Origin of the sequence: Streptomyces sp. NPDC051776 (assembly GCF_040681345.1) — a bacterium.
Taxonomy (GTDB): Bacteria; Actinomycetota; Actinomycetes; order Streptomycetales; family Streptomycetaceae; genus Streptomyces.
The window spans coordinates 62,655-77,166 of sequence record NZ_JBFAYQ010000011.1; the positions used below are offsets into that span (position 1 = coordinate 62,655).

14 protein-coding genes are annotated in these 14,512 nt (G+C 70.4%); 7 read left to right on the forward strand and 7 right to left on the reverse strand.

Annotated elements, in window-relative coordinates; all coding sequences use genetic code 11:
- Nucleotides 1-71: 71 nt before the first annotated feature.
- The 3 genes from AB0M26_RS11685 to AB0M26_RS11695 all read left to right on the forward strand — a co-directional run bounded on the left by AB0M26_RS11685 (nucleotide 72) and on the right by AB0M26_RS11695 (nucleotide 2,653).
- Complete coding sequence (locus AB0M26_RS11685) at nucleotides 72-1,334, forward strand: nucleotide sugar dehydrogenase (protein ID WP_365258370.1); 1,263 nt, start codon at nucleotides 72-74, stop codon at nucleotides 1,332-1,334.
- Between the two features lie 97 nt (nucleotides 1,335-1,431).
- Nucleotides 1,432-1,839, forward strand: coding sequence for a hypothetical protein (locus AB0M26_RS11690; protein WP_365258373.1), 408 nt, complete (start codon nucleotides 1,432-1,434; stop codon nucleotides 1,837-1,839).
- A 283-nt stretch (nucleotides 1,840-2,122) separates the two neighbouring features.
- Nucleotides 2,123-2,653, forward strand: coding sequence for a hypothetical protein (locus AB0M26_RS11695; RefSeq protein ID WP_365258376.1), 531 nt, complete (start codon nucleotides 2,123-2,125; stop codon nucleotides 2,651-2,653).
- 153 nt (nucleotides 2,654-2,806) lie between these two features.
- Here AB0M26_RS11695 and AB0M26_RS11700 read toward each other — a convergent pair whose 3' ends face one another.
- The 4 genes from AB0M26_RS11700 to AB0M26_RS11715 all read right to left on the reverse strand — a co-directional run bounded on the left by AB0M26_RS11700 (nucleotide 2,807) and on the right by AB0M26_RS11715 (nucleotide 7,293).
- On the reverse strand, nucleotides 2,807-3,937 hold the full coding sequence (locus AB0M26_RS11700; RefSeq protein WP_365258379.1) for a GuaB3 family IMP dehydrogenase-related protein: 1,131 nt from the start codon (nucleotides 3,935-3,937) through the stop codon (nucleotides 2,807-2,809).
- Nucleotides 3,938-4,158: 221 nt separating this feature from the next.
- On the reverse strand, nucleotides 4,159-5,661 hold the full coding sequence (guaB, locus tag AB0M26_RS11705; RefSeq protein WP_365258382.1) for an IMP dehydrogenase: 1,503 nt from the start codon (nucleotides 5,659-5,661) through the stop codon (nucleotides 4,159-4,161).
- Between the two features lie 138 nt (nucleotides 5,662-5,799).
- On the reverse strand, nucleotides 5,800-6,402 hold the full coding sequence (locus tag AB0M26_RS11710; protein WP_365258384.1) for a sigma-70 family RNA polymerase sigma factor: 603 nt from the start codon (nucleotides 6,400-6,402) through the stop codon (nucleotides 5,800-5,802).
- Between the two features lie 279 nt (nucleotides 6,403-6,681).
- A complete protein-coding gene (locus AB0M26_RS11715; protein ID WP_003948568.1) occupies nucleotides 6,682-7,293 on the reverse strand; it encodes a response regulator transcription factor in 612 nt (203 codons plus the stop codon).
- 399 nt (nucleotides 7,294-7,692) lie between these two features.
- Here AB0M26_RS11715 and AB0M26_RS11720 point away from each other — a divergent pair, with 399 nt between their 5' ends.
- Nucleotides 7,693-7,998 (forward strand): WhiB family transcriptional regulator, encoded by a 306-nt coding sequence (locus AB0M26_RS11720; protein WP_360853690.1) that lies wholly within the window; start codon nucleotides 7,693-7,695, stop codon nucleotides 7,996-7,998.
- Nucleotides 7,999-8,402: 404 nt separating this feature from the next.
- On the opposite strand, the gene AB0M26_RS11725 is transcribed toward AB0M26_RS11720, so the two are convergent.
- Nucleotides 8,403-9,341: a LysR family transcriptional regulator gene (locus tag AB0M26_RS11725; protein WP_365258388.1), complete on the reverse strand. Its 939-nt coding sequence runs from the start codon at nucleotides 9,339-9,341 to the stop codon at nucleotides 8,403-8,405.
- 80 nt (nucleotides 9,342-9,421) lie between these two features.
- Between AB0M26_RS11725 and AB0M26_RS11730 the strand changes: the two genes are divergently transcribed.
- The 3 genes from AB0M26_RS11730 to AB0M26_RS11740 all read left to right on the forward strand — a co-directional run bounded on the left by AB0M26_RS11730 (nucleotide 9,422) and on the right by AB0M26_RS11740 (nucleotide 11,773).
- The gene (locus AB0M26_RS11730) at nucleotides 9,422-10,093 is read left to right on the forward strand and encodes an MOSC domain-containing protein (RefSeq protein WP_365258391.1); all 672 of its coding nucleotides are present in this window, start codon (nucleotides 9,422-9,424) and stop codon (nucleotides 10,091-10,093) included.
- Nucleotides 10,094-10,125: 32 nt separating this feature from the next.
- A complete protein-coding gene (locus AB0M26_RS11735; protein WP_365258394.1) occupies nucleotides 10,126-10,899 on the forward strand; it encodes an SDR family oxidoreductase in 774 nt (257 codons plus the stop codon).
- A 175-nt stretch (nucleotides 10,900-11,074) separates the two neighbouring features.
- The gene (locus AB0M26_RS11740; RefSeq protein WP_365258396.1) at nucleotides 11,075-11,773 is read left to right on the forward strand and encodes an ester cyclase; all 699 of its coding nucleotides are present in this window, start codon (nucleotides 11,075-11,077) and stop codon (nucleotides 11,771-11,773) included.
- 167 nt (nucleotides 11,774-11,940) lie between these two features.
- On the opposite strand, the gene groL is transcribed toward AB0M26_RS11740, so the two are convergent.
- Entirely contained in the window at nucleotides 11,941-13,566 is a 1,626-nt protein-coding gene (groL, locus tag AB0M26_RS11745; protein ID WP_365258399.1) for a chaperonin GroEL, read from the reverse strand.
- A 90-nt stretch (nucleotides 13,567-13,656) separates the two neighbouring features.
- On the reverse strand, nucleotides 13,657-13,965 hold the full coding sequence (groES, locus tag AB0M26_RS11750; RefSeq protein ID WP_360853671.1) for a co-chaperone GroES: 309 nt from the start codon (nucleotides 13,963-13,965) through the stop codon (nucleotides 13,657-13,659).
- Nucleotides 13,966-14,512: the final 547 nt, after the last annotated feature.

The following is a 14,512-nucleotide window of genomic DNA, read 5'->3' on the forward strand; positions in this document are numbered from 1 at the left end:
ATCAGTCATATGTGTGCTTAGCCTTACATAGCGCCTCAGGAAGATCGTCTCGGGAAGGACGGCCACCAGCCATGCCCGCGGACCTCGCCGTCATCGGACTCGGCCACCTCGGCCTCCCCCTCGCCCAGGCGGCCACCGCCGCGGGCATCTCCACCATCGGCTACGACCCCGACGAACACGCCATCGCCGAGTTGCGCGCGGGCCGCCCCCCGGTGGACGGCTCGCTCGCCGCGGCCGATGTCCGCCGGATGCTGGCCGGTGGCTTCCGCGCCACCACGGACCCGGCCGAGCTGGGCCGGGTCCGCACCGCCGTGATCTGTGCCCCCACACCGGCCGGCGAGGACGGGGCCCTGGACCTGTCCGCCGTCGGCGAAGCGGCCCGCGTGCTGGCGCAATGGCTGCGGCCGCACGCCACGGTGCTGCTGGAGTCCGCCGCGTACCCCGGCACCACCGAGGAGTACCTCCTCCCGATCCTGGAGCGGGGCTCCGGGCTGCGCGGCGGGCGTGACTTCCACCTCGCCTACGCGCCCAGCCGCCTCGACCCCGGCAACCGCCGCTACGGCCACACGAACACCCCGAAGGTCATCGGCGGCCTCACCCCCGCCTGCACGGAGGCGGCCGCCGCGTTCTACGGGCGGATCACCGACCGCGTCGTACGGGCGCGCGGACTGCGCGAGGCCGAGGTCGTCCAGGTTCTGGAGACCAACTACCGGCACGTCAACATTGCCTTCGCCAACGAGATGGCAGTCCTCTGCCACGACATCGGCGTCGACGTGTGGGACGTGGTGCGCTGCGCCGAGACCAAACCTTTCGGCTTCCAGGCCTTCCGCCCGGGGCCCGGTGTCGGCGGACGCGGCGTCGCGCTCGGCCCGGGCCGCCTTTCGCGGAAGGGGCAGGGCCCCGGCCACCCGCTGCGGATGGTGGAACTGGCGCAGGAGGTCAACGACGGCATGCCGCGCTACGTCATCCACCGCTGCGCGGCCCTGCTCAACGAACACGGGAAGTCGGCGCGCGGCGCCCGCATCCTGCTGCTCGGAGTCACGTACAAGCCCGATGTCGCCGACCAAGAGGGCTCGCCCGCGCGCGAGATCGCCACCCGGCTGATGGAGATGGGCGCCCAGCTCAGCTACCACGACCCGTTCGTGCACCAGTGGAGCGTCTTGGGACGGCAGGTGCCGCGCGCCGACGCCCTGTACGAGGCCGCGGCGGCCGCCGATCTGACGGTGCTGCTCCAGCACCACCGCACGTACGACCTCCAAGGGCTCGCCGTGAAGGCCCAGTTGCTCCTCGATACGCGCGGTGCGACGCCCGTGGGTGCCGCCCACCGGCTGTGACGCCCTATGGCCCTGCGCTCACCCGGCGCTGACGCGTACGGGCCGGCCGGTGCCGGCGTTCCGGACGGACCAGCCGGCAGCGGGAGTTGCACCGGAGATGAGCGAGTCCTCGAAGCGTGCGGGGGTCGGCGTCGCCGCGGGCGCGGGGGCGTCCCTGTCCGGCGCCCTGCTGCTGGGGGCACTTCAGGGCGCGGCCTGCCCCGCGGGACCCGAACTCGGCTACTGGGCACTGGGCATCGGCCTGCTCGTCGGTGCCGTCCTGGGCAAGCTGGGCGGCCGCGGCCGGGCCGTTGCCCTGTACGGCGTCCCACTGGCCACGGCCGGTGTCGCAGTGGCCCAAGTCCTTGCCGCCAGGATGCAAGTGGAGCCGGGCGGGGCGATCGTCCGGCACCTCGGCCCCGCCCTGGACTACTGGCTCGGCGAGATCCTCGGCAAGAACGATGTCGCCTTCTACACGGTGGCCGCGCTGGAGGGCTATCTGGTGGCCCAACGGGTCGCGGAATAGGGGTGGTTGACTGCTCGGGCACTCCGGTGCGCCGCGGTCACGGCCTCAGCGTGACGGCGGCCGCCGCTCCGCGTAACCGCGGCCGTCGCTCCGCGTAACGGCGACCGCGCGCTCACGTGACAACCTTGTCACGGACCGTAGAAAGTCGTTGCCCCGTTGTCGGCGCCAACTGCTAGCCTTCTGGCCGAAATTGAGTCAACCGCACTCCTGTGCGATACGTCCGCTTCGACGTGTCCGCTCACGGAGGCGGTATCCACGACACCTTCACATCGGGGGACAGCACATGAGCCAGCCTTGGCAGCCGCAGTCGCAGCCTCAGCCCGGAAACCCCTTCGCCGGAGGGCAGCCCGGCGGCGCCTACCCCCCGCCCCCCGCACCCGCCCGTCGGGGCAACGTCGGCCTGGCCGTGGTGCTCGGCATCGTGGCCGCCCTCGTCGCGGCCGGTATCTACGCGGGCGTTCTGTACGCCACGTTCGACGAGGACAAGGGCGAAGTCACGCAGATCGGCTACCTCGCGGTCGGTGTGGGCGCGCTCATCGGCTTCGCCCTGGGCAGGTTCGGTGGCAACAACGTGGCCCTGCAGGTCCTCGGTGCCGTCCTCGGCGTCACGGCCGTGGTCCTCGGTGAGCTCTACGGCTACGCCCTGGTCACCGCCGAGTACGTCCCCGGCGCGCCGTCCGCCACCGAGATCTTCTTCGACAACTTCGACCGCCTCTTCGACGGCTGGAAGGAAGACCTGAACGGCATCAGCTACCTCTTCTTCGCCCTCGCCGCCGCGGCAGGCTTCAGCGTCACCAAGAAGACCGGCAGCTGACATCGGGTGCTGTGCGCCGCTCCGCGCCCCGCGTGTCCCAGCGCACGATCCACCAGGCGCGAGGCACGTACGAACGCGCCCCGACCGCCGTGCGGCCGGGGCCGTTCGCCTGTTCCGGTGCACCGCCTGTGACGGCGGCAGCGACGAGCGGCGTCAGCGCTTGGTGTGGTGGGCCGAGGGAGCCACCGTGACCTCGACGCGCTGGAACTCCTTCAGGTCGCTGTAGCCGGTGGTGGCCATGGCGCGGCGCAGCGCGCCGAAGAAGTTCATCGAACCGTCCGGGGTGTGCGAGGGGCCCAGCAGGACCTCCTCGGTCGTACCGACCGCGCCGAGGTTCATCCGCTTGCCGCGCGGCACCTCGTCGTGGACCGCTTCCATGCCCCAGTGGTGCCCCCGCCCCGGCGCGTCCGTCGCACGGGCCAGCGGCGAGCCCATCATCACCGCATCCGCGCCGCAGGCGATGGCCTTGGGCAGGTCGCCGGACCAGCCGACACCGCCGTCGGCGATGACGTGCACATAGCGGCCGCCGGACTCGTCCATGTAGTCCCGGCGCGCCGCCGCGACGTCCGCCACCGCGGTCGCCATCGGCACCTGAATGCCCAGCACATTACGGGTGGTGTGCGCGGCGCCGCCGCCGAAGCCGACGAGGACGCCCGCGGCGCCGGTGCGCATGAGGTGGAGGGCCGCGGTGTACGTGGCACAGCCGCCGACGATCACCGGCACGTCCAGCTCGTAGATGAACTGCTTGAGGTTGAGGGGCTCGGCGGCACCGGAGACGTGCTCGGCCGAGACCGTCGTACCGCGGATGACGAAGATGTCGACGCCCGCGTCCACCACGGCCTTGGAGAACTGAGCGGTGCGCTGCGGCGACAGCGCCGCGGCGGTCACCACGCCCGAGTCGCGCACCTCCTTGATGCGCTGCCCGATCAACTCCTCCTTGATCGGGGAGGAGTAGACCTCCTGCATACGGCGGGTGGCGGTGCGCTCGTCCAACTCGGCGATCTCGACGAGCAGCGGCTCGGGGTCCTCGTACCGGGTCCACAGGCCCTCGAGGTTGAGGACGCCGAGACCGCCGAGTTCGCCAATGCGGATCGCGGTCTGCGGGGAGACGACCGAGTCCATGGGAGCCGTCAGGAACGGCAGCTCGAAGCGGTAGGCGTCGATCTGCCAGGCGATCGAGACCTCCTTCGGGTCGCGCGTACGCCGGCTCGGGACGACGGCGATGTCGTCGAACGCGTACGCCCTGCGGCCGCGCTTGCCGCGCCCGATCTCGATCTCAGTCACGTGTCTGGCCTTTCCCTCAACGTCTGCGCTCACCAGTATCCCCGACGGCCGCCGCCCGGGACCGGCAGGCGCCCGTGGTCCGGACCGCCGGCCCGACCGCGGGCCCGGAGCACCACGAGGCGCTGCGCGCGGATGAGCGGACGCGCGGGGGCCCGTCGGCGGAATTGCGGAAGGCGCGGTACGGGTGGTGCCGTGGTACGTGCCGCGCCGCGCCAACCGCCCTAGCGGCGCGAGTAGTTCGGCGCTTCCGTCGTCATCCGGATGTCGTGCGGGTGGCTTTCCTTGAGCCCGGCCGCCGTGATCCGCACGAAGCGGCCCTTCTCCTTCAGCTCCGCGACATCGGCCGAGCCGACGTAGCCCATCGAGGCACGGAGACCGCCCACGAGCTGGTGCGCGACGGAGGACAGCGGGCCACGGTACGGCACCTGGCCCTCGATGCCCTCGGGGACGAGCTTGTCCTCGGAGAGGACATTGTCCTGGAAGTAGCGGTCCTTGGAGTACGAGCGGGCCTGTCCGCGCGACTGCATCGCACCCAGCGAGCCCATGCCCCGGTACGACTTGAACTGCTTGCCGTTGATGAACACCATCTCGCCCGGCGACTCCTCGCACCCGGCCAGCAGCGAGCCCAGCATGACCGTGTCGGCACCGGCCGCGATGGCCTTCGCGATGTCGCCGCTGTACTGGAGGCCGCCGTCGCCGATCAGCGGGATGCCCGCCGGGCCGCAGGCGCGGGCGGCCTCGTGGATGGCGGTCACCTGGGGCACGCCGATGCCGGCCACGACCCGGGTCGTACAGATGGAGCCCGGACCGACGCCGACCTTCACGCCGTCGACGCCGGCGTCGATCAGCGCCTGCGCACCGTCGCGGGTGGCGACGTTGCCGCCGACGATGTCCACGGTGATGTTGGACTTGAGCTTGGCGACCATGTCGAGAATGCCGCGGCTGTGGCCATGTGCGCTGTCCACCACGAGGAAGTCCGCACCGGCCTCGACCAGCGCCTGTGCACGGTCGTACGCTTCGTCGCCGACGCCGACCGCGGCGCCGACGATCAGCCGGCCGTCTGCGTCCTTCGCCGCGTTCGGGTACTTCTCGGCCTTGACGAAGTCCTTGACCGTGATCAGGCCCTTGAGCACCCCGCGGTCGTCCACCAGCGGCAGTTTCTCGATCTTGTGACGGCGCAGCAGTTCCATCGCGTCGTCGCCGGAGATCCCGACCTTGCCGGTCACCAGCGGCATCGGGGTCATGACCTCACGTACCTGCCGGCTGCGGTCGAGTTCGAAGGCCATGTCGCGATTGGTGACGATGCCGCGCAGCTTGCCCTCGTCGTCGGTCACCGGGACACCGCTGATCCGGAACTTGGCGCAGAGCGCGTCGGCCTCGCGCAGCGTCGCGTCCGGACGCACGGTGATCGGGTCCGACACCATCCCGGACTCGGACCGCTTCACCAGGTCGACCTGGTTGGCCTGGTCCTCGATGGACAGGTTGCGGTGCAGCACGCCCGCGCCGCCCTGACGGGCCATGGCGATCGCCATCCGGGCCTCGGTCACCTTGTCCATGGCGGCGGAGACCAACGGAACGTTGAGCCGCACATTCCGCGATACGCGCGACGAGGTGTCGACCGTGTTCGGGAGCACCTCCGACGCACCCGGAAGCAGCAGCACGTCGTCGTATGTCAGCCCGATCATGGCGAACTTCTCGGGCGTTCCGTCGACGTTGTCAGTCATGACACCTTCCCAGTGCTCTTGCCCGGCGCGGACTCCCATGCTAACGGGCTCGATGTGCCCGGGATTCCGCCCCCGAATCCCCACGGGGGAGGTATCGGTCACCCGGGGATCCGGGTCACCGGCGACGCATCGCGCCGGTCACTGCTCCGCCAGTGCCCGCAACCTGCTGAGTGCCCGGTGCTGGGCCACCCGGACGGCCCCCGGTGACATGCCCAGCATCTGGCCGGTTTCCTCCGCGGTCAGCCCCACCGCGACCCGCAGCAGCACCAGCTCCCGCTGCATCTCGGGCAGGCTGGCCAGCAGCTTCCGCGCCCACTCCGCGTCGCTGCTGAGGAGGGCACGCTCCTCGGGTCCGAGGGAATCGTCGGGCCGCTCCGGCATCTCGTCGGAGGGCACCGCCGTGCTCCCGGGCCCGCGCATGGCCGCCCGCTGCAGATCCGCGACCTTGTGCGCGGCGATCGCGAAGACGAACGCCTCGAAGGGGCGGCCGGTGTCCCGATAACGCGGCAGCGCGCACAGCACCGCCAGGCACACCTCCTGGGCGAGGTCGTCCACGAAGTGCCGGGCGTCGCCCGGCAGCCGGGACAGCCTCGTGCGGCAGTACCGCAGGGCGAGCGGGTGTACGTGGGCCAGCAGATCGTGTGTGGCCCGCTCGTCGCCCTCGACCGCGCGATGGACGAGATCACCGATGCCCCCGGGGCCTCCGGCCATGGGGGACCCAACGGTCTCGTCGTCGCGCATCGGTCCATGGTGCCTTGCTGCATGGCGCTGCGTTGCACCGCGCCCGCGGTTGTGCATCGAAGCGTTATGAGTGGGTGCGCCGGTTGTCACGTCCTGCGCCCTCCCCCCGACCGAGCCTTCCCCGAGGAATCCATACCTTCAAGGATGCGGCAGAGCCCGCGAAACGTTGACATCGCGTTGGTCACTGCTCCGTCCGCCCCACCGAAGCGCCTGTCACCCCGCCCGCGAAACCGCGGGCGGGGACCGGCGTTCCCCCGCTACGAACCACCCGGCACGGCCTCAGCGAACCAGGCCCCAGCGGAAACCGAGCGCGACGGCGTGCGCGCGGTCCGAGGCGCCGAGCTTCTTGAAGAGCCGACGGGCGTGTGTCTTGACGGTGTCCTCGGAGAGGAAGAGCTCACGCCCGATCTCCGCGTTGGAGCGGCCGTGACTCATGCCCTCCAGCACCTGGATCTCGCGGGCGGTGAGCGTCGGAGCGGCGCCCATCTCGGCGGACCGCAGCCGGCGCGGGGCCAGCCGCCACGTGGGGTCGGCGAGTGCCTGCGTCACGGTGGCCCGCAGCTCCGCACGCGAGGCGTCCTTGTGCAGATAGCCACGCGCCCCGGCGGCCACGGCCAGCGCCACACCGTCGAGATCCTCGGCGACGGTGAGCATGATGATCCGGGCGCCGGGGTCGGCGGAGAGGAGCCGGCGCACGGTCTCGACACCACCGAGACCGGGCATCCGGACATCCATGAGAATCAGGTCCGATCGGTCGGCTCCCCAGCGGCGGAGGACTTCCTCGCCGTTGGCGGCCGTCGTCACACGCTCGACGCCGGGCACGGTTGCGACCGCGCGGCGAAGCGCTTCTCGGGCAAGCGGGGAGTCGTCGCAGACGAGGACGGATGTCATGGCCGTCCTCCGCAGCTGATGCGCGTCACCTTGAGCCTCCAGGCTGGTACGTATCGTCACCTCAGCGATTGACAGCCTCGGACACCTGCCCGAGTGCTTGTCCCGTCAACCGCCTCCGCACTCTCAACGACGGTCACCCGAAAGAGTTACGGGGTTCGGCGGCGTCCTTCAATACTCTACGTGAGGGTGCTGTCACGCGGCCGCTGCGGTGCGTGAGCGCTGGTCAGAGGCCTGGATCGGGCACCCCTCCGGATGGACTATGCCCTATTTGGCCGCTTTTCTTCCCATTTACAGGTGTCTGTCGCTAGATTCGCAATGAGTCATATTTACATCTACTTACACAGTTGATGTACGGTCGTGGGCACTTGCTCCACCGGAAAACCTCCGAGGGGATGAGCAATGGCAGACTTCTCCCGCCTTCCCGGCCCCAACGCCGATCTGTGGGACTGGCAGCTCCTGGCCGCATGTCGAGGGGTCGACAGCTCGCTCTTCTTCCACCCGGAAGGCGAGCGGGGAGCGGCCCGCAGCGCGCGAGAGGCCTCCGCCAAAGAGGTCTGCATGCGCTGTCCGGTACGGGCCGAGTGTGCGGCGCACGCACTCACGGTCCGGGAGCCCTACGGCGTATGGGGCGGACTCACCGAGGACGAGCGCGAGGAGCTGATGGGCCGGGCGAGGCACCGCCTGATCGCCACCAGCAGTAACTGACAAAACGTTTCTTCATTTGCGGCACTCGTAACTCTGAGTGACGCTTTGCCATGCCCTGCGCGGTCCGTCCGTGACTGCCCGGCGGCACGACGGCCCGGCCTCTGCTATAGGCCGCTGCTGCCCCCCGTGCGCCGAAGGCCGCCGGCCGTTCCGCCGGGGCCGACACTTCACTCCGGTCGTACGGGGGCGGCCATCCGCGGCCCGACACCGCCGTTCCCCCTGCCATATCCCGGCCGCTTCCCCCGGCCGTGCCCCTGCCGTATCCCCGGGCGTGCCCCCGCCGTACCCTCGGCCGCTTCCCCCGGCCGTGCCCCTGCCGTATCCCCGGGCGTGCCCCCGCCATATCCCCTGCCGTATCCCCGGGCGTGCCCCCGCCGTACCCTCGGCCGCTTCCCCGGAGCGCCTCAGCGGTCGGCCGCGAGCACGAGGCGCTCCAGCATCGCCTCGACCGCCGGCACATGCGCCAGATCCGGCAGCGTGAGCGCCACGACCTCCCGCTCCACCCCCGGCTCCAACTCCACCGTCACCACACCCTTGCCCCGTACGGACTCCAGCGCCAGCGCCGGCAGTGCGGCCACCCCCAGACCAGCCCCCACCAGGCCGATCACCGCCGGGTAGTCATCCGTGGCGAAGTCGATCCGAGGAGTGAAACCGGCGTTTTCGCACACCTCCACCAGATGCCGGCGGCACCGCGGGCAGCCCGCGATCCAGGACTCCCCGGCCAGATCCTCGATGCGGACCCGATCGGCGCCCGCGACCGCGTGCCCCTCCGGCACGACTCCCACCAGCCGGTCCGTGAGCAGGGGCCGTACGACCACGTCGTCCCTCCCCCAGTGCCCTTCGGGGGCCACCCCCGCCGGCACCGCCGCCGGATCGGCGCCCCGCACCCGCGGATAGCGGAAGGCGAGCGCGATCTCGCAGTCCCCGGCCCGCAGCATCTCCACCGAGCGCGGCGGTTCCGCCTCGACCAGCGAGACCTGAATGCCGGGATGGGCGGCGCGCATCTCGGCGAGCGTGGTCGGTACCAGCGTGGAGCTGCCGCTGGGGAAGGAGACCAGCCGTACGCGCCCGGCCCGCAGCCCGGCGATGGCCGCCACCTCCTCCTCGGCGGCGGACAGCCCGGCCAGGATCCCGACCGCGTGCCGGAGCAGCGCCTCACCGGCCTGGGTCAGGCGCATCTCACGCCCAGCGCGGACAAGCAGCGGCGTACCGGCGGACTGCTCGAGCGCCTTCATCTGCTGGCTGACGGCCGGCTGGGTGCAGCCGAGCTCGCGGGCGGCGGCGGAGAAGGAGCCGGCCGCGGCGACCGCGCGCAGCACCCTGAGGTGACGAGCCTCGATCATGGGCCAACCTTAAGCGAGGCTTCGAAGCCGCGGTCGATCATCCCGGGCGGTTCCCGGGCAGGGCGCTTAGCGTTCGGGGCATGCACGTGGTCTCCGTGAACCTCGGCCGCCCGCACTTCGCCGACTACGCCGACGCACCCGGCGGGACAGGAATCGACAAGCGCCCGGCCGACGGGCCCGTACGGGTCGCTGCGCCAGGCCCCAAGGGCACGGCAGGCAGCGCGCTGGCCGGTGACGCGGTCTGCGACCGGCGCCATCACGGCGGGACCGACCAGGCGGTCTACGGCTTCGCGCGCGAGGATCTCGACGCCTGGGGGGCGGAACTCGGCCGGCCGCTGCGCAACGGTGTCTTCGGGGAGAACCTCACCACCACCGGCCTGGACGTGAACGGAGCGAGGATCGGCGAGCTCTGGCGGATCGGCCCCGGCCTGCTCCTGGAGGTGTGCGGGGCGCGCATCCCGTGCCGCACCTTCGCGGGGTGGCTCGGCGAGACGGACTGGCTGAAGCGGTTCACGCGGCGGGCGGCCCCGGGCGCGTATCTGCGGGTGATCGAACCGGGCGAGATCCGGGCCGGGGATCCGATCACGATCGTCCACCGCCCGGACCACGAGGTCAGCGTCTCGTTCCTGTTCCGCGCGCTGACCCTGGAACCGGAGCTGCTCCCCCGTGTTCTCGCCGCCGGGGACGCGCTTGACCCGGAGGCCCGCGAGACCGCGGTGAAGCGCTCGTCTCGGGGCCCGGGCAGGACCTGATCCCGGGGCCCGGGGCGCGCTAGCGTTCGCGCATGACGACTGCACTGATTACGGGAGCGACCGCAGGGATCGGGGCCGCGTTCGCGCGGCGGCTGGCGGCCGACGGTCACAACCTCGTTTCGGTGGCCCGTGATGTCGAGCGGCTGCGGGGTCAGGCGACCGAGCTGCACGACCGGCACGGCATCGAGGCCGAGGTGCTGCCCGCCGACCTTTCCAAGAAGGAGGGCATCGCATCCGTCGAGGAGCGTCTCGCGGACCGCAGGCATCCGGTGGATCTGCTCGTCAACAACGCGGGCTTCGGCAACAAGGGCCGTTACCTCGAGGTGACGATGGCGGACGAGCTGCGCATGCTCACAGTTCATTGCGAGGCCGTGCTGCGGCTGACGAGCGCCGCGGCCGAGGGCATGCGCGAGCGCGGCCGGGGCGGGGTGGTGAACGTGGCGTCGGTCGCGGCGTTCGTACCGCGCGGGACGTACGGGGCGAGCAAGGCGTGGGTCGTGCAGTTCACGCAGGGGGCGGCACGGGATCTGGCGGGCTCGGGGGTGCGGCTGATGGCGCTGTGCCCCGGGTTCGTGCGCACCGAGTTCCACGAACGGGCCGGTATGGGCACGGACAACATCCCGGGCTGGATGTGGCTGGACGCGGACAAAGTCGTCACCTCGGCCATGCAGGATCTCGCCCGGGGGAAGACGATCTCGATCCCGGACGCCCGCTACAAGACGCTGCTGGGCCTGGCGAAGCTGGCGCCGCGCGGCGTGCTGGGCGGGATCTCCTCCCGTACGGGCCGGAAGTACGGACCGAGCTGACCGGGCGGGCGGCGGCCTGCCTGACCGGACCTGACCGGCCGGGCCGGACGGGCCGGGCTGACGGACATGGCTGATCGGGCCGGGCCGAGCGGGCCGAACCGACCGGCCAAGGCCACGGCCAATACCAATATTTCGTCACTAAACTGGGCACCAGGCGCTCGTCCCTGGAGGTGCCATGACATTCGTGCAGATCATCGACTGCAAGACGAGCAAGTTCGACGACATGAACCGGCTCATGGATACATGGGCCGAACAGACCAAGGGCAGGCGGACCGCCACCCACGCGATCGTCGGCCGGGACCGCTCGGACGACGATCACTACGTGGAGATCGTCGAGTTCCCCTCGTACGAGGACGCGATGAGGAACTCCAGCCTGCCGGAGACGGACCGGACCTTCCAGGAGATGGTGGCGCTCTGCGATGAGCTGCCCGTCTTCACCGACCTGGAGGTGGTACGGGAGGACGAGCTCAACAAGGCCACCGTCCGCCGGTTCTTCGTCGAGGTCGCCACCGCCGGCAACCTCGACGCGATCGACGAACTCTTCGCATGGGACTACGTCGATCACGACGTCATGAAAGAGCAGGACGCCACGGTCGGCTCGGACGTCATCCGCCAGGACGTGGCGGAGTGGCGGCAGGCCTTCGCCTTCGACTTCACGCTCGAGAGCCAGCTCGCCGAGGGCGAAGAGGTCGCGACGCGCTGGACCTGGCGCGGTACGCACCGCGGGGAGTTCCTGGGCATCCCGCCCACCGGCAAGGAGTGCGTGATGACGGGGGTCACCGTCTTCCGGCTGCGGGAGGGCAGGATCGAGGAAGGCTGGTGGCAGTTCGACATCCTGAGCCTGCTGCGTCAGCTGGACGCCGTCGAAATGTAGGCGCGGCGCCTCCCGGCGGTGCGGCGCCCCGGTCCACGGTCCGCCGGTGGTGGACCGTGGACATCATGGGCCGACGGACGCGGATGACCGGATGACGGCACGGCCGAGGCCCGGTGCTCCCGCGACGGGAACACCGGGCCTCGGTGCGTACGAGCTTCGCGTACGGGTCAGTGCGCGTGGCCGTGACCGCCGTGCGCGGCCTCGGCCGGCTCCTCTTCCTTCTTCTCCACCACGAGGGTCTCGGTGGTGAGCAGGAGGGAAGCGATGGACGCGGCGTTCTCCAGCGCGGAGCGGGTGACCTTGACCGGGTCGATGACGCCGGCCTTGACCAGGTCGCCGTACTCACTGGTCGCGGCGTTGAAGCCGTGGCCCTTCTCCAGCTCGGCGACCTTCGAGGTGATCACGTAGCCCTCGAGGCCGGAGTTCTCGGCGATCCAGCGCAGCGGCTCGACGACGGCGCGACGCACGACGGCGACACCGGTGGCCTCGTCGCCCTCCTTGCCCAGCGAGCCCTCGAGAACCTTGCCGGCGTGGACGAGCGCGGAGCCACCACCGGAGACGATGCCCTCCTCGACCGCGGCACGGGTCGCGGAGATGGCGTCCTCCAGGCGGTGCTTCTTCTCCTTGAGCTCGACCTCGGTCGCGGCGCCGACCTTGATCACGCAAACGCCGCCGGCCAGCTTCGCGAGGCGCTCCTGGAGCTTCTCGCGGTCCCAGTCGGAGTCCGTGGCCTCGATCTCGGCCTTGATCTGGGAGATCCGGCCCTCGACGTCCTCGCGCTTGCCGGCGCCGTCGACGATCGTGGTGTCGTCCTTGGTGACGGTCACGCGGCGGGCGGAGCCCAGGACCTCGAGGCCGACCTGGTCGAGCTTGAGGCCGACCTCCTCGGCGACGACGGTGCCGCCGGTGAGGGTGGCGATGTCGCCGAGCATGGCCTTGCGGCGGTCGCCGAAGCCGGGCGCCTTGACGGCGACTGCGTTGAAGGTGCCGCGGATCTTGTTGACGACGAGGGTGGAGAGCGCCTCGCCCTCGACATCCTCGGCGATGATCAGCAGCGGCTTGGAGCCACCGGACTGGATGACCTTCTCCAGCAGCGGAAGCAGGTCGGCGATCGCCGCGATCTTGCCCTGGTGGATCAGGATGTACGGGTCGTCGAGGACGGCCTCCATACGCTCCTGGTCGGTGACGAAGTACGGGGAAAGGTAGCCCTTGTCGAAGGCCATGCCCTCGGTGAAGTCCAGCTCCAGACCGAAGGTGTTGGACTCCTCGACGGTGATGACACCGTCCTTGCCGACCTTGTCCATCGCCTCGGCGATCAGCTCGCCGACCTGCTTGTCCTGGGCGGACAGCGCGGCCACGGCGGCGATGTCGGACTTCTCGTCGATCGGGCGGGCGGTGGCGAGCAGTTCCTCGGAGATGGCCTTGACGGCGGCGTCGATGCCCTTCTTCAGGGCGGCCGGGGAGGCACCGGCGGCGACGTTGCGCAGTCCCTCTCGGACCAGCGCCTGCGCCAGTACGGTCGCGGTGGTGGTGCCGTCACCCGCGATGTCGTTGGTCTTGGTCGCCACCTCCTTGACGAGCTGGACGCCCAGGTTCTCGTACGGGTCCTCCGCCTCGACCTCACGCGCGATGGTCACACCGTCGTTGGTGATGGTGGGGGCGCCGAACTTCTTGTCGATGACGACATTGCGGCCCTTGGGGCCGATGGTCACCTTCACGGTGTCGGCGAGCTTGTTGACGCCGCGCTCGAGGGCGCGACGGGCGTCCTCGTCGAACTTCAGGATCTTCGCCATGGTTGCGTATGTCCTCTCGAAGAGCTGCGCCCCGGGCGCCCGGTTGTTCAGACACGGGAGGCCGGGGCGCAGATCACAAACGTGGGTGAATTACTTCTCGACGATCGCGAGAACGTCGCGAGCCGAGAGGACGAGGTACTCCTCGCCGCTGTACTTCACCTCGGTGCCGCCGTACTTGCTGTAGAGCACGACATCGCCGACCTTGACGTCGAGCGGAATGCGGTTGCCCTCCTCGAAGCGACCCGGGCCCACGGCCAGGACGACGCCCTCCTGGGGCTTCTCCTTGGCGGTGTCCGGGATGACCAGGCCAGAGGCTGTGGTCTGCTCGGCGTCCAGCGGCTGGACCACAATGCGGTCCTCGAGCGGCTTGATGGCAACCTTGGTGCTGGCGGTCGTCACGATCCGACCTCCCCCTTCGGAGATCTCACGGGGTTGACTGTCTGAGGTGGCGACCTGGTAGATCCGTCGTCGCGGGTGCCGGATCTGCCCGTCGCTGTGTAGCTGGCACTCCCTGGTGGAGAGTGCCAAGCCGAGACTATGACGGCGTTAGCACTCAGTCAACTAGAGTGCCAGCGAGCTGCCGGGCACCCCCACCTGCGCCTGAGCAAGGCACGGGTCCCGATCACGCTGCCCGAGCTGGCCCTGGGCCGTCTTCCCCCCTGATCAGACCCCGGAAGAGCCTATCGACCGCCGGCCGCGTGCGGGTCCGTCTGCTCGACATCGTGTGCGCGTACACGCCGACTGTCAGAGCCGGGTCGGCGTGTCCCAGGTACTCGCTCACGGCCGGAGGCTCGCGCCTGCGTCGAGGAGCACGCCAGGCGTGGAAGGGGCGTGAGCGCGTGGGGCACGGCGAAGGGCCGTACCCGAACTGCTGCTTGTGGTACAGGCCCTTCGCCCGATGTCCCGCTCCACTGGAGCCCCGAGCCGGGTTTCACCCGACGAGGCC

Bases quoted from the DNA above. Each gene is read 5' to 3' on its own strand.
- AB0M26_RS11685 (WP_365258370.1), top strand. From the start codon at position 72: ATGCCCGCGGACCTCGCCGTCATCGGACTCGGCCACCTCGGCCTCCCC.
- AB0M26_RS11690 (WP_365258373.1), top strand. From the start codon at position 1,432: ATGAGCGAGTCCTCGAAGCGTGCGGGGGTCGGCGTCGCCGCGGGCGCG.
- AB0M26_RS11695 (WP_365258376.1), top strand. From the start codon at position 2,123: ATGAGCCAGCCTTGGCAGCCGCAGTCGCAGCCTCAGCCCGGAAACCCC.
- guaB (WP_365258382.1), bottom strand. From the start codon at position 5,661: ATGACTGACAACGTCGACGGAACGCCCGAGAAGTTCGCCATGATCGGG.
- AB0M26_RS11710 (WP_365258384.1), bottom strand. From the start codon at position 6,402: ATGCGCGACGACGAGACCGTTGGGTCCCCCATGGCCGGAGGCCCCGGG.
- AB0M26_RS11715 (WP_003948568.1), bottom strand. From the start codon at position 7,293: ATGACATCCGTCCTCGTCTGCGACGACTCCCCGCTTGCCCGAGAAGCG.
- AB0M26_RS11720 (WP_360853690.1), top strand. From the start codon at position 7,693: ATGGCAGACTTCTCCCGCCTTCCCGGCCCCAACGCCGATCTGTGGGAC.
- AB0M26_RS11725 (WP_365258388.1), bottom strand. From the start codon at position 9,341: ATGATCGAGGCTCGTCACCTCAGGGTGCTGCGCGCGGTCGCCGCGGCC.
- AB0M26_RS11730 (WP_365258391.1), top strand. From the start codon at position 9,422: ATGCACGTGGTCTCCGTGAACCTCGGCCGCCCGCACTTCGCCGACTAC.
- AB0M26_RS11735 (WP_365258394.1), top strand. From the start codon at position 10,126: ATGACGACTGCACTGATTACGGGAGCGACCGCAGGGATCGGGGCCGCG.
- AB0M26_RS11740 (WP_365258396.1), top strand. From the start codon at position 11,075: ATGACATTCGTGCAGATCATCGACTGCAAGACGAGCAAGTTCGACGAC.
- groL (WP_365258399.1), bottom strand. From the start codon at position 13,566: ATGGCGAAGATCCTGAAGTTCGACGAGGACGCCCGTCGCGCCCTCGAG.